This is a genomic window from Amycolatopsis sp. lyj-84 (assembly GCF_046549075.1).
In the GTDB taxonomy this organism is placed as follows: domain Bacteria; phylum Actinomycetota; class Actinomycetes; order Mycobacteriales; family Pseudonocardiaceae; genus Amycolatopsis.
This window is the reverse complement of record NZ_JAJPWO010000024.1, coordinates 1-16,699: the sequence shown is the minus strand read 5'-3', so window position 1 is coordinate 16,699 and position 16,699 is coordinate 1. Positions and strand designations below refer to the sequence as shown.

The window sequence follows — 16,699 nt, the reverse complement described above, 5'->3', positions numbered from 1 at the left end:
CTTCAGCGCGACGGCGACGGGGCCCAGAATCCCGCGAAGCTGCCGCAAGCCACTCTGGTCCCGCCGAGCTTGTCCTTGATCCGCTCTTCCACGCCGCTCATCGCGATGGTCGGCGTGTCCGGAGCGACGGCATCGGGCACCGGCGTGCCCGCGGTCAGCGAAACGGCCTTGATCGTCTGGAAGAGCACGAGGTAGTCCCCTTCCCGGTCAAGGCGTTCCGCCGCCTCGACCATCCTTTCCGGACTGTCGCCGGTCAGTTCCAACGGGAGCGGCCAGTCCAGCGGGAACGGGTTGCGGACCCCGAAGACCGGGGCGACGAAAGGATTGTCCGGCAGGACGGCCACCTTCGACGCCGGGTAGCGGTCCAGGCAGCCGCGGATCTGGGCGACGTAGGTGTACACGCTGGGATTGGTGCGGACGCCGCGCAGCGAAGGCGCGATGTCCCCGAGGTCCTTCGTCAGTTCACCTTGAGGCCTGTCCGCGTACGGCGCCTTGTCGTGCGCGGACAGCAGCAGGAGCCCGGCGAGGATGAAAGCGGTGGCACCGAGAACGCCACCCGCGAACCGGGGCGGCCGCGGCAGATCCCGCTGTGCCACGGCTTCCAGCACGCCCAGCGCGAAGATCCCGGTGAGCAGGCCGGGAAGCGGGTAGCCCCAGGACAAACTGGCCATCCAGCCGAGTGCGGCGATCGCCAGGTATCGCCAGGGCAACCGTCTTCGGACGACGGCGTCGAGCACCGCGGCGGCCAGGAAGAGCCACAGCAGGGTGACCGGCCAGCTGCCCGCGTGCTCGAACCCGCCGTCGGCCACGACGAACACCACCACGGCCACGACGCACAGACCCGTCACGACCCGGAGCCATCGGCCCGGCTCGCCGAGCCGTTCGCGAACGGACCACGCGACGGCGAGGACGCACACTCCGAGCAGCACCGGGAAGACGTACGTCCTCGGATCGGCGCGGCCGGTGAAATCCGCCGTCCAGAACCGGAAAAGGCTTTCGCCCCAGGTTTGTTTGCCGCCGGAGAGCTGCGCGATCGCCGACCGGAGTCCCCCGGCGACGGTGACCATGCCGAAGTACAGCAGTGGCGCCGCACCGAGCACGAGGACGTCGCCGAGCAGACGCGGCCACTTCTTCGGCGGCGCGGCGGGGTGGAACAACAGGATCAGCACTCCGGCCGGCGCGGCGAACAGGAAGCTCTGTTTGACGATGATCGCGAAGCCGAGGCAGAACAGGCCGAGCAGTCGCCGCCATCGCGAGCCGGAACGCAGCCCGCTGTCGAGGAGCCACCAGCCGACCGCGACCAGGAAGACGCCGTCGACGGTGTGCCAGGCCATCAGCGGATACGTGTTCAGGCAGACCACCGCGGCGGTGAAGACCAGCCCGAGCCGCAACGGCCCCCACTCCAGCGGCGAAGTCCCGGTCAGGAACGCGGCGAGCGCGAACGTGGCGACGGTCAGCTGCACCATCATCACGAAACCCGACCCGATCATCAGCGGCGCGGGAACGAGCTGGTCGACCACGTGCAGATAAGCCGAACCGAACGGCCGCGGCCCGAGGAAATCGACTTGCGGGATCTCGCCGTGCAGGACGCGCCACACCTGTGCCAGCACGAATCCCTGGTCGGTCGGATTGAACCCGAACCGGCCGATCCTGGCGACGACGGCCACGCTCAGCAGGACCGTTCCGGCGCCGAGCACGAAAGCCCGCAGAACACGTTTCCGGTTCGCCGGAATGGATCTTTCCTCGATGTCCACGTCTTCTGCGTATGCCACGGATTCGTGTTCCCCTGGGACCGATTTCCCTTACCGCCCAGGGACCGTAGCGGAAGCGGGGAATCGACGACAGGCCCGATCTGCCGCCTGTCCGCGCCGCCCGTAGGCTGAACACACCTGTAGCCGCCGAAGGGCCCGCGAAATAGTCATGGATCTCCGGGAAACGGAAGTCGTCACGCGGATATCCGCGAATATCGAAACCGATGATTTCACCGCGGCCGCCGCACTGGGCGAACGCTTCATCGAAGAGTTCGAAGCCACCGAACTGGAGATCTGCCGGGCGGATCCCGAAGGCGGCTGGAAGGGATACACGGTCTCCGTCGGCTATCGCACTCCGCCGGCGGAGTGCGAGGAGCCCGTCGACACACTGCACCGCGCCGCGGTACCGGCGCTTTTCCACTTCGGCCTGAACGCGGCATTCTTCGAAATCCACGGAACGCCGGAAACCGGCCAATACGGAAGCTACGAAGCTCCCGACACCCCAGCCGACGGCTACACGCTCTATGCGCTGATGGCGTCCGTCGGCGGCACCGATCCGCGTGAACCGGCGTACGTCCCCCGGCACGATTTCACCCCGCGCGAGGACACCGACGTCATCTCGCGGGTGCATCTTTACGTGCCCACCGGCGATCTGCGGCTGGCCGTGGGCCTGTGCGGGCGGCCCGCGACCGATCTTTCGGCGTCACTGGTCCGGATCAGCACGGACGCGGGCCCCTGCGAAGCCGTGCTGTTGTCGGCTTTCCCCGCTGTCGCTGGAGAAAGCGGCGAAGAGGCGCTCAGCAGGGTCACGAACGAGGTGACCGACAGGCTCTCCCACGTGAGCATGTCCGTCCGCGCCATCCACACCGGGCTCGAGGACGATCCGTTCTACACCGAGCCGGGCTAGCCGTCCGGCTACCTGGCTTCCGAGAGGACCGCCAAGGCGTCCTTGGCCGCGGCCACCACCTGTGGCCATTCGGCCGTGTCCAGGTACTCCTCGTCCGACAGCTCCGTGCCCAGCTTGCCGAAGAGGTTCTCCAAAGCGTCGTTCAGCGGACCGAAGACCGCCACCTCGCGCTCGTCACGCAGAATGTCACCGATGGCGTCTTCCGGCGCTTCGAGCATTCGGACATCGTCCAGCGCGTTCAGCTGCATCGTGAAGTTGTCCAGGCGCGCGGGCCGGCTCTCTGCCCGGACCCACTCTCTCCATTGGTAATCGACGTCCGAGAAAGCCTCGACCGCACTGATGACCATCGCCCGCATCGCCGGGTACGCGACACCGTCGTCCGGCATCGGCTGTCAGCCCGCGTGGGCGGCGAGCCGCTCTTCGCGGTCCGCGGTGATGAGCGCGTTCAGCACGCCGTCGAGGTCGCCGTCGAGGACCTGGTCCAGGTTGTACGCCTTGTAGTTCACCCGGTGGTCGGCGATGCGGTTCTCGGCGAAGTTGTAGGTGCGGACCCGCTCGGAGCGGTCGACGGTGCGGACCTGCGAGCGACGCGCGTCCGACGCCTTCGCGGCGGCCTCCTCCTCGGCGATCGCCTGGAGGCGGGCCTGCAGCACCTGCAGGGCGCGGGCGCGGTTCTGGATCTGCGACTTCTCGTTCTGGCACGAGACGACCACACCGGTCGGAAGGTGCGTGATGCGCACGGCCGAGTCGGTCGTGTTCACGCTCTGGCCACCGGGGCCGGACGAGCGGTAGACGTCGATCCGCAGGTCGTTCGGGTCGATCTCGACCTCGACGTCCTCGGGTTCGGGGTAGATGAGCACGCCGGACGCGGAGGTGTGGATCCGGCCCTGGGATTCGGTGGCGGGCACGCGCTGCACGCGGTGCACCCCGCCCTCGAACTTCAGGCGCGCCCAGACACCGTCGACGTCGGCCGAACGGCTCTTGATGGACACGGTGACGTCCTTGAAACCGCCGAGGTCCGAGTCGACCGAGTCGAGCACCTCGGCCTTCCAGCCGTGACGCTCGGCGTAGCGCAGGTACATGCGCAGCAGGTCGCCGGCGAACAACGCCGACTCCTCGCCGCCTTCACCCGATTTGATCTCCATGACCACGTCGGAACCGTCGTACGGGTCGCGCGGCAGGAGCAGTTCGGTGAGCTTGGACTCGAGTACGGGGATCTTGGCGGAGATCTCCTCGGCCTCGGCCGCGAAGGACGAGTCTTCGGACGCCAGTTCCTTCGCCGTCTCGAGGTCGTCGCGAGCGGTGTCGAGCTCACGGACCGTCTTGACGACCGGGCTCAGCTCCGCGTAGCGGCGGCCGAGCTTGCGTGCGCGCGCCTGGTCGGCGTGCACGGACGGGTCGGCCAGCTGTTCTTCCAGCTGGGCGTGCTCTTCGAGCAGACCCTTCAGCGAACTCGAATCCACCACTCCACCTTTCAACGGCCCGGGACAAAACCATGGCTGGGACACCAAAGAAAACGGCGCCTACCCGGACATGCGGGTAGGCGCCGTCGTTCAAGCTACTTGGCGTCTTCGGCCTTCTTGCGCTTGCCGTAGCGAGCCTCGAAGCGCGCGACGCGGCCGCCGGTGTCCATGAGCTTCTGCTTGCCGGTGTAGAACGGGTGGCAGTTCGAGCAGATCTCGACGTGGAGGTTGCCGGAGGTCTTGGTGCTGCGCGTGGTGAATTCGTTGCCGCAGTCGCAGTTGACGTGCGTGACAACGTACTCGGGGTGAATACCGCTCTTCATGGTGTCCTCTCTCGTTGGCCCCGGGTCCCCGTGATGGGGTGAACCGGTGCCGGACTTCAGCGGATGATTTTGCCAGATGCGCTGGCAGTGGGGTTAACGCACCCCTCACTCGGCATATTCCACCACGTTGAGTAATCAACTATCGACGCCGAGTTGTACGAAATTTGTACTCGATCACGAGATCGTCCTTCTGTTGGAAAATACTCCACGGGAGGTTTGCATCATGCGCACTATCCTCGCCAAGGTGGCGAAGCCCGCGTCCGTCGCGGCGCTGGCCATCGCGGCCTTCGCCATGGCTCCGGTCGCTGGAGCCGCTCCGGCCGCCCCCGAAGCGGGCGCCACCATCACCGCCGCCGACATCAACCCCGCGGCGGGCACCTTCACCACGGTGCCCGAGGGCGACCTCGCGATCCAGGGCGCCGGTGACGGCACGCCGGCCGGCGCCGTCCAGTGGTTCAAGAACAAAGCCGGCTCCACCGCGTACCAGGGCCTCTGCGAGAAGGCCGTCGAGAACGCGTACGGGACCACCGGCGTCTGGGCCTCGGCCAACGCGCACTGGAACGGCGCGAGCCCGAAGCACACGACCGGGACGCCGCCGAAGGGCTCCTTCGTGTACTGGAACATCAGCCAGTGGGGCCACGTCGGCATCGCCGACGGCTCCGGCGGGATCTACGCCTCCAGCATCGGCGGCAAGATCGGCCACGCGTCGAGCGTGAACTACTTCAACAACTACCGCGGCTGGACCCCCGCGGCGGTCCCGCACCGCTGAGCCCTCGTTCATCGCAGGTTCGGTCCGTGAAGGCCTCCTTGCCTACCTTCAGGGTAGGGAAGGAGGCCTTCACGGACTTCCGGCAGGCAAAGACGCGAGCCAGCGCCTTGTCGCGCGCGGCGAGGTCAGCCGCACCACCGGCATCCCGGGATCCGCCTCCCAGGTGCGAAGGGTCCGCCGTTTGCGGGCGAAGGACCGGAAGTGCCACACGATGATCGAGTCGCCGGAGAAGATCCCGCGCGGTGTTTCGAGGTTGCCGTTGCAGATCCGGCGACGGGTGACGCACCGCATCACCGTCCGGCGCACCAGGCGGCTCAGCGAAACCCAGCGCGGATAGTCCAGCGCCACGATCAGCTCGGCCCTGGGCTGTGCGATATCGCGCCATTTGGAGAACATGCCGTCGATGATCCACCGGTCTCCCGCGACCAGCGCGGTGATCCGGCGCCGTTGCTCGTCGTCGGGGACGGGCACCCAGCCCGGTTGCCACGCGAGATCGTCGTCGACCGAGTGGTAGGGCAACCCGGTCCGCCCGGCCAGCTTCCGGGCCAGCGTCGACTTGCCCGAACCGGTGACGCCGTAGACGACGATCCGCTCTGGCACTGAAGGGCCCCTTTCACCGCATCAGACGCGACGAAGGGGCCCTTCACCGCATGCGATGCGGTGAAGGGCCCCTTCAGCTACTTGATCAGTCGTCGTCGTTCGAGCCGAGGGCCGTCTTCGAGACCTGCATGAGGAACTCGATGTTGGTCTTCGTCTTGCGCAGTCGCGAGATCAGCAGGTCGATGGCCTGCTGCGAGTCCAGCGCGTGCAGCACCCGGTGCAGCTTGTGGGTGACCGCGAGCTCGTCCGGCGAAAGCAGCAGATCTTCCTTGCGGGTACCGGACGGGTTGATGTCCACCGCGGGGAAGACGCGCCGCTCGGCGATCTTCCGGTCGAGCTTGAGGTCCGCGTTCGCGGTGCCCTTGAACTCCTCGAAGATGACCGTGTCACCGGTGGATCCGGTCTCGACCATCGTCGTGGCGAAGATCGTGAGCGAACCGCCGTTCTCGATGTTGCGCGCCGCGCCGAGGAAACGCTTCGGCGGGAAGAGCGCGGTCGAGTCGACACCACCGGAGAGGATCCGGCCGGACGCCGGGGCCGCGAGGTTGTACGCACGGCCGAGGCGGGTGATCGAGTCGAGCAGCACGACGACGTCGTGGCCCATCTCGACGAGCCGCTTCGCCCGCTCGATGGCCAGCTCCGCGACCGAGGTGTGGTCGGACGGCGGACGGTCGAAGGTCGAGGCGATGACCTCGCCCTTCACCGAACGCTGCATGTCGGTGACCTCTTCAGGACGCTCGTCCACGAGCACGACCATCAGGTGGCACTCGGGGTTGTTCGTCGAGATCGCGTTCGCGATGTCCTGCATGATCGTCGTCTTGCCGGCCTTGGGCGGCGACACGATCAGGGCACGCTGTCCCTTGCCGACCGGCATCACCAGGTCGATGACGCGGGTGGTGAGCTTGTGCGACTCGGTCTCGAGGCGCAGCCGCTCGTTCGGGTACAGCGGGGTCAGCTTGGTGAACTCCGGGCGACGCTTGGCCTCGTCCGGCTCCAGGCCGTTGATCGAGTCGACGCGCACCAGCGGGTTGAACTTCTGCCGCTGCTGCTCGCCGTCACGCGGCTGGCGCACGACACCGGTGAGGGCGTCACCGCGGCGCAGGCCGTACTTGCGGACCAGCGACAGCGAGACGTACACGTCGTTCGGCCCGGCGAGGTAGCCCGAGGTACGCACGAACGCGTAGTTGTCGAGCACGTCCAGGATGCCCGCGACGGGCAGCAGGACGTCGTCCTCGCGGATCTCGGTGTCGGGCGAACCGCCCTGTTCACGGCCACCGCCGGTACCCCGGCGGCGACGGTCGCGGAAGCGACGGCCGCGACGGCCGCCTTCCTCGTCGTCGTCACCCTGCGGGCCCTGCTGGCCCTGACGCTGGCTGTTGTCCTGGCCACCGCCCTGCTGGTTGCGCTGGCGGCTGTCCTGGCCGCGGCTGTCGCGGTTGCCGTCACGACCGCCGTCACGGTTGCCCTGACGGTTGCCGCCCTGCTCACCGCGGTCGCCACGCTCGTTGCGGTCGCCACGCTCGCCACGGTCACGCTGCTCGCCGCGGTCACGCTGCTCGCCGCGGTCACGCTGCTCGCCACGGTCCCCGCGGTCACGCTGCTCACCGCGATCACGCTGCTGGCCACCCTGTTCGGGCGAACCCGCGGCGCGGTTGGAGCCACGACGACGACGGCTGCGGCCGCCCTCTTCCTGCTGCGACTGGCCGTCCTGCGGCCCGTTCTCCTGCTGCGCGGGCCGCTCGGCGGCGGGCGCGGAGCCGTTGTCCGAGACTTTTTCGGCCTTCTCGGCGCGCGGGGCTTCGGCCGGGGCGGCTTCCGCCTTCGGCGCTTCGGCCTTCGGGGCCTCCTGCTTCGGGGCCTCCGTCTTGGGCGCTTCGGCCTTGGGAGCCTTGCGTGGTGCATCGATCCCCTCGAGCGGAAGCGTTTCGCTCGCCGCGGCGGGGGTCTTGCGCTTGGTCTTGCCCTGGCGCTCACGGATGGCCGCGATCAGGTCGCCCTTACGCATACCCGTGGTCTCGCCGATGCCAAGGTCCCCAGCGATCGAGCGCAATTCGGCGACGGTCTTGCCGGTCAATCCGCCGACCGTGCGCTTGGGAGCGACGGCGCCGTTCGACTCGGCGGCGCCACCTTCGACGTCGCTCAAAAGATCGGTGTTGCTCACAAATGTCCTTCCTGACCGATCCACGCCTCCAGGTGGATCAGCGGACCGCCGTTCGCGTCCGATTGCGAAACGGCGTATCTGGCCCCCGATACGGGCGATCAGCTCCTCGGCCGTGTTGAACACAGCTAGAAGGCCTCCAGCACAGGGATTTGCGTCCTCCAAATGGAGGACGCGGAATTCGGCACCGCCGAAACCGGGAACCCGCCTGCGTCGACCTGCCAGCCCCCGCTTGCCAGGCTGTGCTGTTGCCGGACTCTGTGCGGGACTGGCGGATCAACAAAGGATGCGGGCCAAGGATGACACTGGTCACCTGGACCGGCACCGGGTGCGGAAACGCACGGTGATCGAACGCCCCCGAGGGTAGACCGCGCCACGGCCGGGTGCAACAACCACCCCCCGCGTGGCGGGATGGGGCCCCGGCATGTGACCGAGGCTTTACTGGGCCGCGACCTGAACGCCGCCCGGATCGACCGGCAGCTCGGTGACGTCGAAAGATGTAACGTCCACGCCCGCCGGGAGTATTCCCCCGGTGGTCAGCGCGAGCACGCTCGGACCGGCTCCGGAGATGGCCGCGGCCACCCCTTCGGCCCTCAGCGCGCGCACCAGTTCGCTGCTCGCCGGGTACGCGGGCGCCCGGTAATGCTGGTGAAGCCGATCTTCGGTCGCGGAGAGCAACAGGTCAGGGCGCGAAGTGAGCGCGTGGACCGCGAGCGCCGCGCGACCCGCCGTGAACGCCGCGTCGGCGTGCGGGACCTGGGCGGGAAGCAGGCCGCGCGTCGCGTCGGTGGAGGACCGCAGGGCCGGGATGGCGACCACGGGCCGGATGTCGTGATGCGGCTGGAGCCGTTCGGCGAGGAACCGTTCGCCCTCGTTCCAGGCCACCACGAAGCCGCCCAGGAGGCTCGCCGCGGCGTTGTCGGCGTGTCCCTCGAACCCGGCCGCCAATTGCAGCGCCTCGTCGTCCAGGGCCTTCTCAGCCAGCGCGTACGCCGCCGCGACGCCGGTCACGACGGCGGCCGCGGACGAGCCGAGGCCGCGAGCGTGCGGGATGGCGTTGAAGCAGCGCAGGTGCAGGCCCGGCACCCGGACGTCCAGGTGCTCGCAGGCCCGCCGGAAAGCCCGGACGACCAGGTGCGATTCGTCGGTCGGGACGTCGTCCACGCCGCCGGCGCCCGCGTCGATCACCTCGATCTTGAGCCCGTGATCGGTGATCCGGAGTTCGACCCGGTCGTACAGCGCCAGCGCCAGGCCCAGCGTGTCGAACCCCGGGCCGAGGTTCGCCGAAGACGCCGGGACCTTGACCTTGAGCAGCGTCATCGCAGGTCCAGCGCGGCGGCGACGGCGGTCGGGTCGACGGCGAGCGGTTCGACCTCGACGTTGCCCTCCAGTGCCGTCGCCGGGTCCTTCAGGCCGTGGCCGGTGACGGTGCAGACGACGGTCGAGCCCTTCGGCAGGCGGCCGTCGGCGGCCGTCGCGAGCAGGCCCGCGACGCTGGTCGCCGAGGCGGGCTCGACGAACACGCCCTCCTTTCTGGCGAGCAGCCGGTACGCCTCGAGGATCTTCTCGTCGGTGATGGCCTCGAACAGCCCGGCGGAGGCGTTCTTCGCCTTCATCGCGCCGTCCCAGGACGCGGGGCTGCCGATGCGGATCGCGGTCGCGATGGTGTCCGGATCGGGCACCGGCTCGCCGTGCACGAGCGGTGCGGCGCCCGCCGCCTGGAAGCCGAACATCCGCGGGGTGTTCTTCACCACACCGTCGCCCGCGTACTCCGAATATCCCGCCCAGTAGGCGGTGATGTTGCCCGCGTTGCCGACCGGCAGGCAGTGGATGTCCGGCGCCTTGCCGAGCACGTCGCAGATCTCGAACGCGGCCGACTTCTGGCCCGCGATGCGCACCGGGTTGACCGAGTTGACCAAGGTCACCGGGTAGTCGATCGCGGTCTTCTGCGCCAGCTCGAGGCAGTCGTCGAAGTTGCCGTCCACCTGCAGGATCCGCGCGCCGTGCAGGACGGCCTGGGCGAGTTTGCCCATCGCGATCTTGCCCTGCGGGACCAGCACCGCGCAGGTGAGCCCGGCGCGGGCCGCGTAGGCGGCGGCCGACGCCGAGGTGTTGCCGGTGGAGGCGCAGATGACCGCTTGGAGCCCGCTGGCGAGCGCGTGCGTGATGGCGACGGTCATCCCGCGGTCCTTGAACGACCCGGTCGGGTTCACGCCCTCGACCTTGAGGTAGACCTCGCAGCCGGTCAGTTCCGAGAGGTGCGGCGCGGGCAGCAACGGGGTGTTGCCCTCGCCGAGGGTGATCACCTTCGCGCCGGCCGGGACCGGGATCCGGTCGGGGTAGGCCTGGATGATCCCTGGCCATGGTTGGGGAATCACTGGTCTTCGCCTTCCACACGCATCACACTGACGACCTGGTTCACCACATCGAGTTTGGCGATGTCGTCCACAGTGGACTTCAAGGCCGCGTCCGGCGCCAGGTGGGTGACCACGACCAGGCTGGCCGTGTCGTTGGCGTCGCGCTGCCGCACCGCGGCGATGCTGACGCCGTGCCCGGCGAACGCCTGGGCCACCTGGGCGAGCACGCCCGCTCGATCGGCCACGTCGAGACTGACGTGGTACCGCGTCGGCGTCTGGCCCATCGGCCTGACCGGGAGCGCGGCGTGCGCGGATTCGCGCGGGCCACGGCCGCCGACGACCCGGTTTCGAGCCACCGCGACGAGGTCGCCGAGCACGGCACTCGCGGTCGGCGCGCCACCGGCGCCCTGACCGTAGAACATGAGCTCACCGGCGGCGTCGGCCTCGACGTAGACGGCGTTGTACGCGCCGCCGACCCCGGCGAGCTGGTGCCCGCGCGGGATCATCACCGGATGTACGCGCGCCGAAACGGATTCGGCGCCGTCGTCGGAGGTGACGCGCTCGCAGATGGCGAGCAGCTTCACCGTGCGGCCCAGTACCTTCGCCGCGGCGAGGTCCGACGCGGTGACGTCGGCGATGCCCTCACGGTGCACCTCGGACGCCGTGACGCGGGTGTGGAACGCGAGCGAGGCGAGGATCGCGGCCTTGGACGCCGCGTCGTAGCCGTCGACGTCGGCCGTCGGGTCCGCCTCGGCGTATCCGAGCCTGCTGGCCTCTTCCAGGGTTTCCGCGTAGCCCGCGCCGGTGGAGTCCATCGCGGACAGGATGAAGTTGGTGGTGCCGTTGACGATGCCCATCACGCGGGTGATGCGGTCACCCGCCATCGATTCGCGCAGCGGGCGCAGCAACGGGATCGCCCCGGCCACGGCCGCTTCGAAGTAGAGGTCCACACCGGACGCGTCGGCGGCCTCGAACAGCTCCGCGGAATGCTCGGCCATCAGCGCTTTGTTCGCCGTGACAACGGATTTCCCGGCCTTGAGCGCGTCGAGCAGCCACTCCCGCACGGGCTCGATCCCGCCGACCAGTTCGACGACGACGTCGACGTCGTCGGAGGTGACGAGCTTCGTCACGTCGGAGGTCACCAGCTCCGGCGGCAGTTCGGGGTGCTTGTCGGGGCGCCGCACGGCGATGCCCGCGAGCTCCACCCTGGCGCCCGCCCTGGCGGCGAGCTCCTCGGCCTGCTCGGTGAGCAGGCGGACGACCTCACCGCCGACCGTCCCGCAGCCGAGCAGGGCGACCCTGATCACGCGTCCGTCCACAGTAGACACTTGCTAGACCTCCAGGCGCAGCATGTCGTCCGTCGTCTCCCGCCGCAGCAGCACGCGGGCGCTGCCGTTGCGCACGGCCACCACCGCGGGCCGCGGCTGCCGGTTGTACCCGCTGGCCATCGAGTAGCAATACGCCCCGGTGGCCGCCACGGCGAGCAGGTCGCCGGGAGCAAGAGTGTCGGGGAGCCAGCAGTCCCGGACGACGATGTCGCCGGACTCACAGTGTTTTCCCACGACCCGGGACAGCGCGGCGGCGACCTGGCCGTCCCCGTCGTCGTCGGAGGTACGGGAAACGAGACGGCAGTCGTACACCGCGTCGTAGAGCGCGGTGCGGATGTTGTCGCTCATGCCGCCGTCGACGCTGACGTAGCGCCGGGCGGCCTTGTCGCCGAGCGACACGTCCTTGATGGTGCCGACCTCGTAGAGCGTGATCGTGCCGGGACCGGCGATGGCCCGGCCCGGCTCGCCCGCGATCTTCGGCACGGGAAGGCCCGCGTACTCGCATTCCTTGCGGACGATCTCGCGGATCTGCGTGATCATCTGCGCGGGCGGGGGCGGGTTGTCCTTGTCGGTGTAGGCGATACCGAAACCGCCGCCGAGGTCGACGATCGACAGCTGGTCGAGCAGATCGTTGCCGTGCTCCTTGGCGAGTTCGGCCAGCAGGCCGACCACGCGGCGGGCGGCGACCTCGAAGCCGTCGGCGTCGAAGATCTGCGAACCGATGTGGCTGTGCAGGCCGATCAGCTTGAGCGACGGCGCGTTGAGCACGCGGCGCACGGCTTCGGCCGCGTCACCGGAAGCCAGCGAGAAACCGAACTTCTGGTCCTCGTGCGCGGTCGCGATGAACTCGTGGGTGTGCGCCTCGACGCCGACGGTGACCCGGATCAGCACGTTCTGCACGATGTCGTGCCGGGCGGCGACATCCGCCAGCCGCGCGATCTCGTAGTAGGAGTCGACCACGACCGTGCCGACGCCCGCCTCGACGGCGGCTTCGAGTTCGGGAAGGGACTTGTTGTTGCCGTGGAAGGTGATCCGCTCGGCCGGGAAGTCCGCGCGCTGCGCGACGGCGAGTTCGCCGCCACTGCAGACGTCCAGGCTCAGTCCCTGCTCGGCCACCCAGCGGGCGATCTCGATGGACAGGAACGCCTTGGACGCGTAGTGCACGAGCGCCGGGTCGTCGAAAGCCTCGGCGTAGTCGGCGCAGCGGGACTTGAAGTCGGCCTCGTCGACGACGAACAGCGGCGTGCCGTACTTCTCGGCGAGTTCGCGGACGTCGACGCCCGCGATGCGCACGACGCCGTCTCCACCTCGGAAGGTGTTGCGGGGCCAGACCTTCGGATACAGCCTGTCGAGTTCTTCGGGACTCGACGGCGGGAAACCGGAGGCGTCGGCGTGGGGGTAGACGTCGGCGTGGCGGGGGCCGGCGGGGTGAGCCATCGATTACATCCGTTCCGGAGCGGAGACACCGAGCACCGTGAGGCCGTTCGCCAGTACCTGGCGGGTCGCCTCACAGAGCGCGAGCCGGGAAAACGTGAGGGGGGTGGTCTCCTCGTCGCCCTTCGGGAGAACCCGGCCGACGGCGTTCCACTTGTGGTAGGCGCCGGCGAGTTCTTCGAGATACCGGGCGACGCGGTGCGGTTCGCGCAGCTGTGCGGCCCGGCGGAGGACGGTCGGGAATTCGCCGAGTGTGCGGATGAGATCGCCCTCGGCGGGCAGGGTGAGCAGACCGAAGTCGACATCGCCACCGGTTTTGAGGCCGAGGTCGGAAGCGTTGCGCTGCAAGGAGGCCAGCCGCGCGTGGGCGTACTGGACGTAGTAGACCGGGTTGTCGTTGGAGTGCTTGCGCAACAGGTCGAGGTCGATGTCCAGAGTGGAGTCGACCGAGTAGCGGATCAGCTCGTAGCGGGCCGCGTCGACCCCGACGGTGCCGACCAGGTCCTCCATGGTGATCACGGTGCCCGCGCGCTTGCTCATCCGGACCGGCTTGCCGTCGGAGACCAGGTTGACCATCTGGCCGATCAGGACCTCGACCACGGCCGGGTCGTCGCCGAAGGCGGCCGCGGCGGCCTTGAGGCGGGCGATGTACCCGTGGTGGTCGGCGCCGAGCATGTAGATGCAGAGGTCGAAACCGCGCTTGCGCTTGTCCTGGAAGTAGGCGAGGTCACCGGCGATGTAGGCCGGGTTGCCGTCCTTCTTGATGACGACGCGGTCCTTGTCGTCGCCGTGCTCCTTGGACTTCAGCCACCAGGCGCCGTCCTCGAAGTACAGGTTCCCGGAGTCCTTCAACCGCTGGACCGACGACCCGACGGCGCCGGACTCGTGCAGCGAGTTCTCGTGGAAGTAGACGTCGAAGTCGGTGCCGAAGTCGTGCAGGCTCTGCTTGATCTCGGTGAACATCAGCTCGATGCCCACCCGGCGGAAGGTCTCGGCGCGCTCGTCGTCCGGCAGCGACAGCGCGCTCGGCTCCTGGCGGATGACCTCGGCGGCGATGTCGTTGATGTAGCCGCCCGCGTAGCCGTCCTCCGGGGCGGGCTCGCCCTTGGCGGCGGCGACCAGGGACCGCACGAAGCGGTCGATCTGCGCGCCGTGGTCGTTGAAGTAGTACTCCCGGGTGACCAGGCCGCCCTGCGCGGACAGCACGCGGCCCAGCGCGTCGCCGACCGCGGCCCAGCGGGTGCCGCCGAGGTGGATCGGGCCGGTCGGGTTCGCCGAGACGAACTCGAGGTTGATCTTGAGCCCGACCAGCTCGTCGCCGAGGCCGAACCGCTCACCGGCGTCGAGGACCTGCTGGACGATCTGGCCCTGCGCGTCGGCGGCGAGCCGGAGGTTGAGGAAGCCCGGCCCGGCGACCTCGGCCGAGTCGATGCCGTCGGCCGCGGCGAGGGCCTCGGCCAGCGCGTCGGCGAAGTCGCGGGGCTTCATGCCCGCCTTCTTGGCCACCTGCAGCGCCAGGTTGGTCGCGTAATCGCCGTGCTCGGGGTTGCGGGGACGTTCGATCGTCACCTTCTCCGGCAGCACGGAATCGTCGAGGCCGCGCGCGGTGAGAACCTGCACGGCTGAGTTACGGACCAGGTCGGCGAGAGCTGCGGGAGTCACTCGCGGAATTCTAGGTGTGACCTGGTCCGGGCTTCGCAGCGACCGCCGGAAGGTGTGAGCCAAGCCGGTGATCTTCCGGCTGTTCACGGTGATCAGACGCGCGGTCTCTACACTGGCCCGCGCAGGGACCACCCCCTTTGGAGAACGCAGGAGCCATGGCTAACGGGACAACCAGAAAAAAGGGCGCGTCGTCGAAGAACGCCATGAAGGCAGCCCGTAGTTCCGTCGTGTCCAAGAAGGGCACGCCCTGGGGCACGATCATCGCGGTCGTCGCGATCGTCGCCTTGGCGGCCTCGGTGGTCACCTACTACATGGTCGCCTCGGCGCCGAAGCGCGAGCAGAAGACCCGCGAAGAGACCGCGGCCGCCTTCGCGCCTTCGCAGCAGGACCCGGATCCCTCCAAGCGGATCAACGGCGTGACCACCACGACGTACGAGGGCTCCGTGCACGTCACGGCCGCCGAGCGCGTCGCCTACGACAAGACCCCGCCCTTCGGTGGCCCCCACGACCAGGCCTGGGCCGCGTGCAACGGCGTCGTCTACCCGGAAGCCGTCCGCAACGAGAACATGGTCCACGGTCTCGAGCACGGCGCGGTCTGGATCGCCTACAACCCGGCGCAGATCTCGGGCGAGGCGCTCGAGCTGCTGCGGGTCCGCGTCGAGGGCAAGCCGTACACCACGATGTCGCCGTACCCGAACCTCGACAAGCCGATCTCGCTGCAGTCCTGGGGCCACCAGCTGAAGCTGGACAGCGCCTCCGACGAGCGGATCGACCAGTTCATCGCGGCGCTGCGCACCAACCCCTACGGCGCGTACCCCGAGCGTGACGCCACCTGCGACGCGCAGATCGAGCCGGGCAAGTTCGACGCCACCCCGCCGGGACCGGACGCGAAGCCGATGGACTACAAGGGCACCGCGGGCACCCAGCAGGACGGGCAGCCCGGCGCCGGCCAGCCGTCGCAGCCCCCGGCCACCCAGCCGTCGGCGCCCGCGAGCAAGTAAGTGAGCCGGATGGACCCCGATCTCCAGTACGTCGACGAACCCGGCGACGAGGTACCGCGCTCGACCAAGAGCCGGTGGCTGGTGATCGGGGCCGCCCTGGTCGTCATGCTGATCGTGGGCTTCGGCCTCGGCGCCCTGACGACCAGGTTGGTCGACTCCGATCCGGAGCCGACCACCCCGGGTGCGGGCTCGGTCGAGGTCGGCTTCGCGCAGGACATGTCGGTGCACCACCTCCAGGCCGTCACCATGGCGGGCTGGGCGCGGGACCACACCGCCGATCCGGCGATCAAGACCCTCGCGTTCGACATCGAGCGCACGCAGACCGGCCAGGTCGGCCGGATGAAGGGCTGGCTGGGCCTGTGGGGCCAGCCGGAGCAGACGAACGGCGCCTACATGACCTGGATGACCGAACCGTCCGGCCACGCCGGACACGGGGGCGTCGACATGAAGCCGTCGAACGGCGCTCCGATGCCGGGGATGGCGACTTCGGCCGAACTGGCCAAACTGCGGTCGCTGACCGGCAAGGAGATGGACGTCTTCTTCCTCCAGCTGATGCTGCGGCATCACATGGGCGGGACGGAGATGGCGCAGTACGGCAACGACCACACGTCCATCGCGGACGTGAAGTCGCTGACGCGGAGCATGCTCGTCTCGCAGGGCGCCGAGATGGACCTGATGAAGGGCCTGCTCCAGGAGCGCGGCGGCTCCCCGCTCCCCGCCTGACGCCTCCCCCTCTTACGCGTTTGGTCCTCTAGTTGCGGTAGTTGGCTTCACGAACTACCGCAACTAGAGGACCAAACGCGTCGTGGGGGGTCTGCCGACGCGAGCCGATCGCGCCCCGACTGTCCACACGGGACACTTCCAGGCGGCTGAATGTCTAATTCATGCCTATATGCAGGCTTTGCAGTGGGGGTCGTGAGTGGCAAAGAGGGTTAGAACCCTCTTT

15 protein-coding genes are annotated in these 16,699 nt (G+C 68.8%); 4 read left to right on the top strand and 11 right to left on the bottom strand.

The window, feature by feature from the left end; translation table 11 throughout:
• Window positions 1–2: 2 nt before the first annotated feature.
• Entirely contained in the window at window positions 3–1,772 is a 1,770-nt protein-coding gene (locus ACLJRM_RS42140) for a hypothetical protein (protein WP_410666244.1), read from the bottom strand.
• A 148-nt stretch (window positions 1,773–1,920) separates the two neighbouring features.
• Here ACLJRM_RS42140 and ACLJRM_RS42135 point away from each other — a divergent pair, with 148 nt between their 5' ends.
• Window positions 1,921–2,658 (top strand): hypothetical protein, encoded by a 738-nt coding sequence (locus ACLJRM_RS42135; protein WP_410666243.1) that lies wholly within the window; start codon window positions 1,921–1,923, stop codon window positions 2,656–2,658.
• A gap of 8 nt (window positions 2,659–2,666) precedes the next feature.
• On the opposite strand, the gene ACLJRM_RS42130 is transcribed toward ACLJRM_RS42135, so the two are convergent.
• The 3 genes from ACLJRM_RS42130 to rpmE all read right to left on the bottom strand — a co-directional run bounded on the left by ACLJRM_RS42130 (window position 2,667) and on the right by rpmE (window position 4,444).
• Window positions 2,667–3,044 (bottom strand): SCO4402 family protein, encoded by a 378-nt coding sequence (locus ACLJRM_RS42130; RefSeq protein ID WP_410666242.1) that lies wholly within the window; start codon window positions 3,042–3,044, stop codon window positions 2,667–2,669.
• 6 nt (window positions 3,045–3,050) lie between these two features.
• Window positions 3,051–4,121: a peptide chain release factor 1 gene (gene prfA / locus ACLJRM_RS42125; RefSeq protein ID WP_101613473.1), complete on the bottom strand. Its 1,071-nt coding sequence runs from the start codon at window positions 4,119–4,121 to the stop codon at window positions 3,051–3,053.
• 95 nt (window positions 4,122–4,216) lie between these two features.
• On the bottom strand, window positions 4,217–4,444 hold the full coding sequence (rpmE, locus tag ACLJRM_RS42120) for a 50S ribosomal protein L31 (protein WP_007028345.1): 228 nt from the start codon (window positions 4,442–4,444) through the stop codon (window positions 4,217–4,219).
• Window positions 4,445–4,667: 223 nt separating this feature from the next.
• On the opposite strand from rpmE, the gene ACLJRM_RS42115 reads away from it, so the two are divergent.
• Window positions 4,668–5,213, top strand: a complete 546-nt coding sequence (locus tag ACLJRM_RS42115) for a CHAP domain-containing protein (protein ID WP_101610264.1) — start codon at window positions 4,668–4,670, stop codon at window positions 5,211–5,213.
• A 69-nt stretch (window positions 5,214–5,282) separates the two neighbouring features.
• Here ACLJRM_RS42115 and ACLJRM_RS42110 read toward each other — a convergent pair whose 3' ends face one another.
• The 7 genes from ACLJRM_RS42110 to argS all read right to left on the bottom strand — a co-directional run bounded on the left by ACLJRM_RS42110 (window position 5,283) and on the right by argS (window position 14,752).
• Entirely contained in the window at window positions 5,283–5,813 is a 531-nt protein-coding gene (locus tag ACLJRM_RS42110; RefSeq protein ID WP_410666241.1) for a hypothetical protein, read from the bottom strand.
• Between the two features lie 85 nt (window positions 5,814–5,898).
• Window positions 5,899–7,974 (bottom strand): transcription termination factor Rho, encoded by a 2,076-nt coding sequence (rho, locus tag ACLJRM_RS42105; RefSeq protein ID WP_410666240.1) that lies wholly within the window; start codon window positions 7,972–7,974, stop codon window positions 5,899–5,901.
• Window positions 7,975–8,409: 435 nt separating this feature from the next.
• Complete coding sequence (gene thrB, locus ACLJRM_RS42100) at window positions 8,410–9,291, bottom strand: homoserine kinase (RefSeq protein WP_410666239.1); 882 nt, start codon at window positions 9,289–9,291, stop codon at window positions 8,410–8,412.
• On the bottom strand, window positions 9,288–10,349 hold the full coding sequence (gene thrC / locus ACLJRM_RS42095; RefSeq protein ID WP_410666238.1) for a threonine synthase: 1,062 nt from the start codon (window positions 10,347–10,349) through the stop codon (window positions 9,288–9,290). The genes thrB and thrC overlap by 4 nt, the downstream gene beginning before the upstream one ends.
• On the bottom strand, window positions 10,346–11,656 hold the full coding sequence (locus ACLJRM_RS42090) for a homoserine dehydrogenase (RefSeq protein WP_101610269.1): 1,311 nt from the start codon (window positions 11,654–11,656) through the stop codon (window positions 10,346–10,348). The genes thrC and ACLJRM_RS42090 overlap by 4 nt, the downstream gene beginning before the upstream one ends.
• Before the next feature lie 3 nt (window positions 11,657–11,659).
• Entirely contained in the window at window positions 11,660–13,093 is a 1,434-nt protein-coding gene (lysA, locus tag ACLJRM_RS42085; RefSeq protein ID WP_101610270.1) for a diaminopimelate decarboxylase, read from the bottom strand.
• Between the two features lie 3 nt (window positions 13,094–13,096).
• Window positions 13,097–14,752 (bottom strand): arginine--tRNA ligase, encoded by a 1,656-nt coding sequence (argS, locus tag ACLJRM_RS42080; protein ID WP_410666237.1) that lies wholly within the window; start codon window positions 14,750–14,752, stop codon window positions 13,097–13,099.
• A 203-nt stretch (window positions 14,753–14,955) separates the two neighbouring features.
• On the opposite strand from argS, the gene ACLJRM_RS42075 reads away from it, so the two are divergent.
• Window positions 14,956–15,753 (top strand): DUF3105 domain-containing protein, encoded by a 798-nt coding sequence (locus ACLJRM_RS42075; RefSeq protein WP_101610272.1) that lies wholly within the window; start codon window positions 14,956–14,958, stop codon window positions 15,751–15,753.
• Window positions 15,754–15,762: 9 nt separating this feature from the next.
• The gene (locus ACLJRM_RS42070) at window positions 15,763–16,476 is read left to right on the top strand and encodes a DUF305 domain-containing protein (RefSeq protein WP_410666236.1); all 714 of its coding nucleotides are present in this window, start codon (window positions 15,763–15,765) and stop codon (window positions 16,474–16,476) included.
• Window positions 16,477–16,699 lie beyond the last annotated feature (223 nt).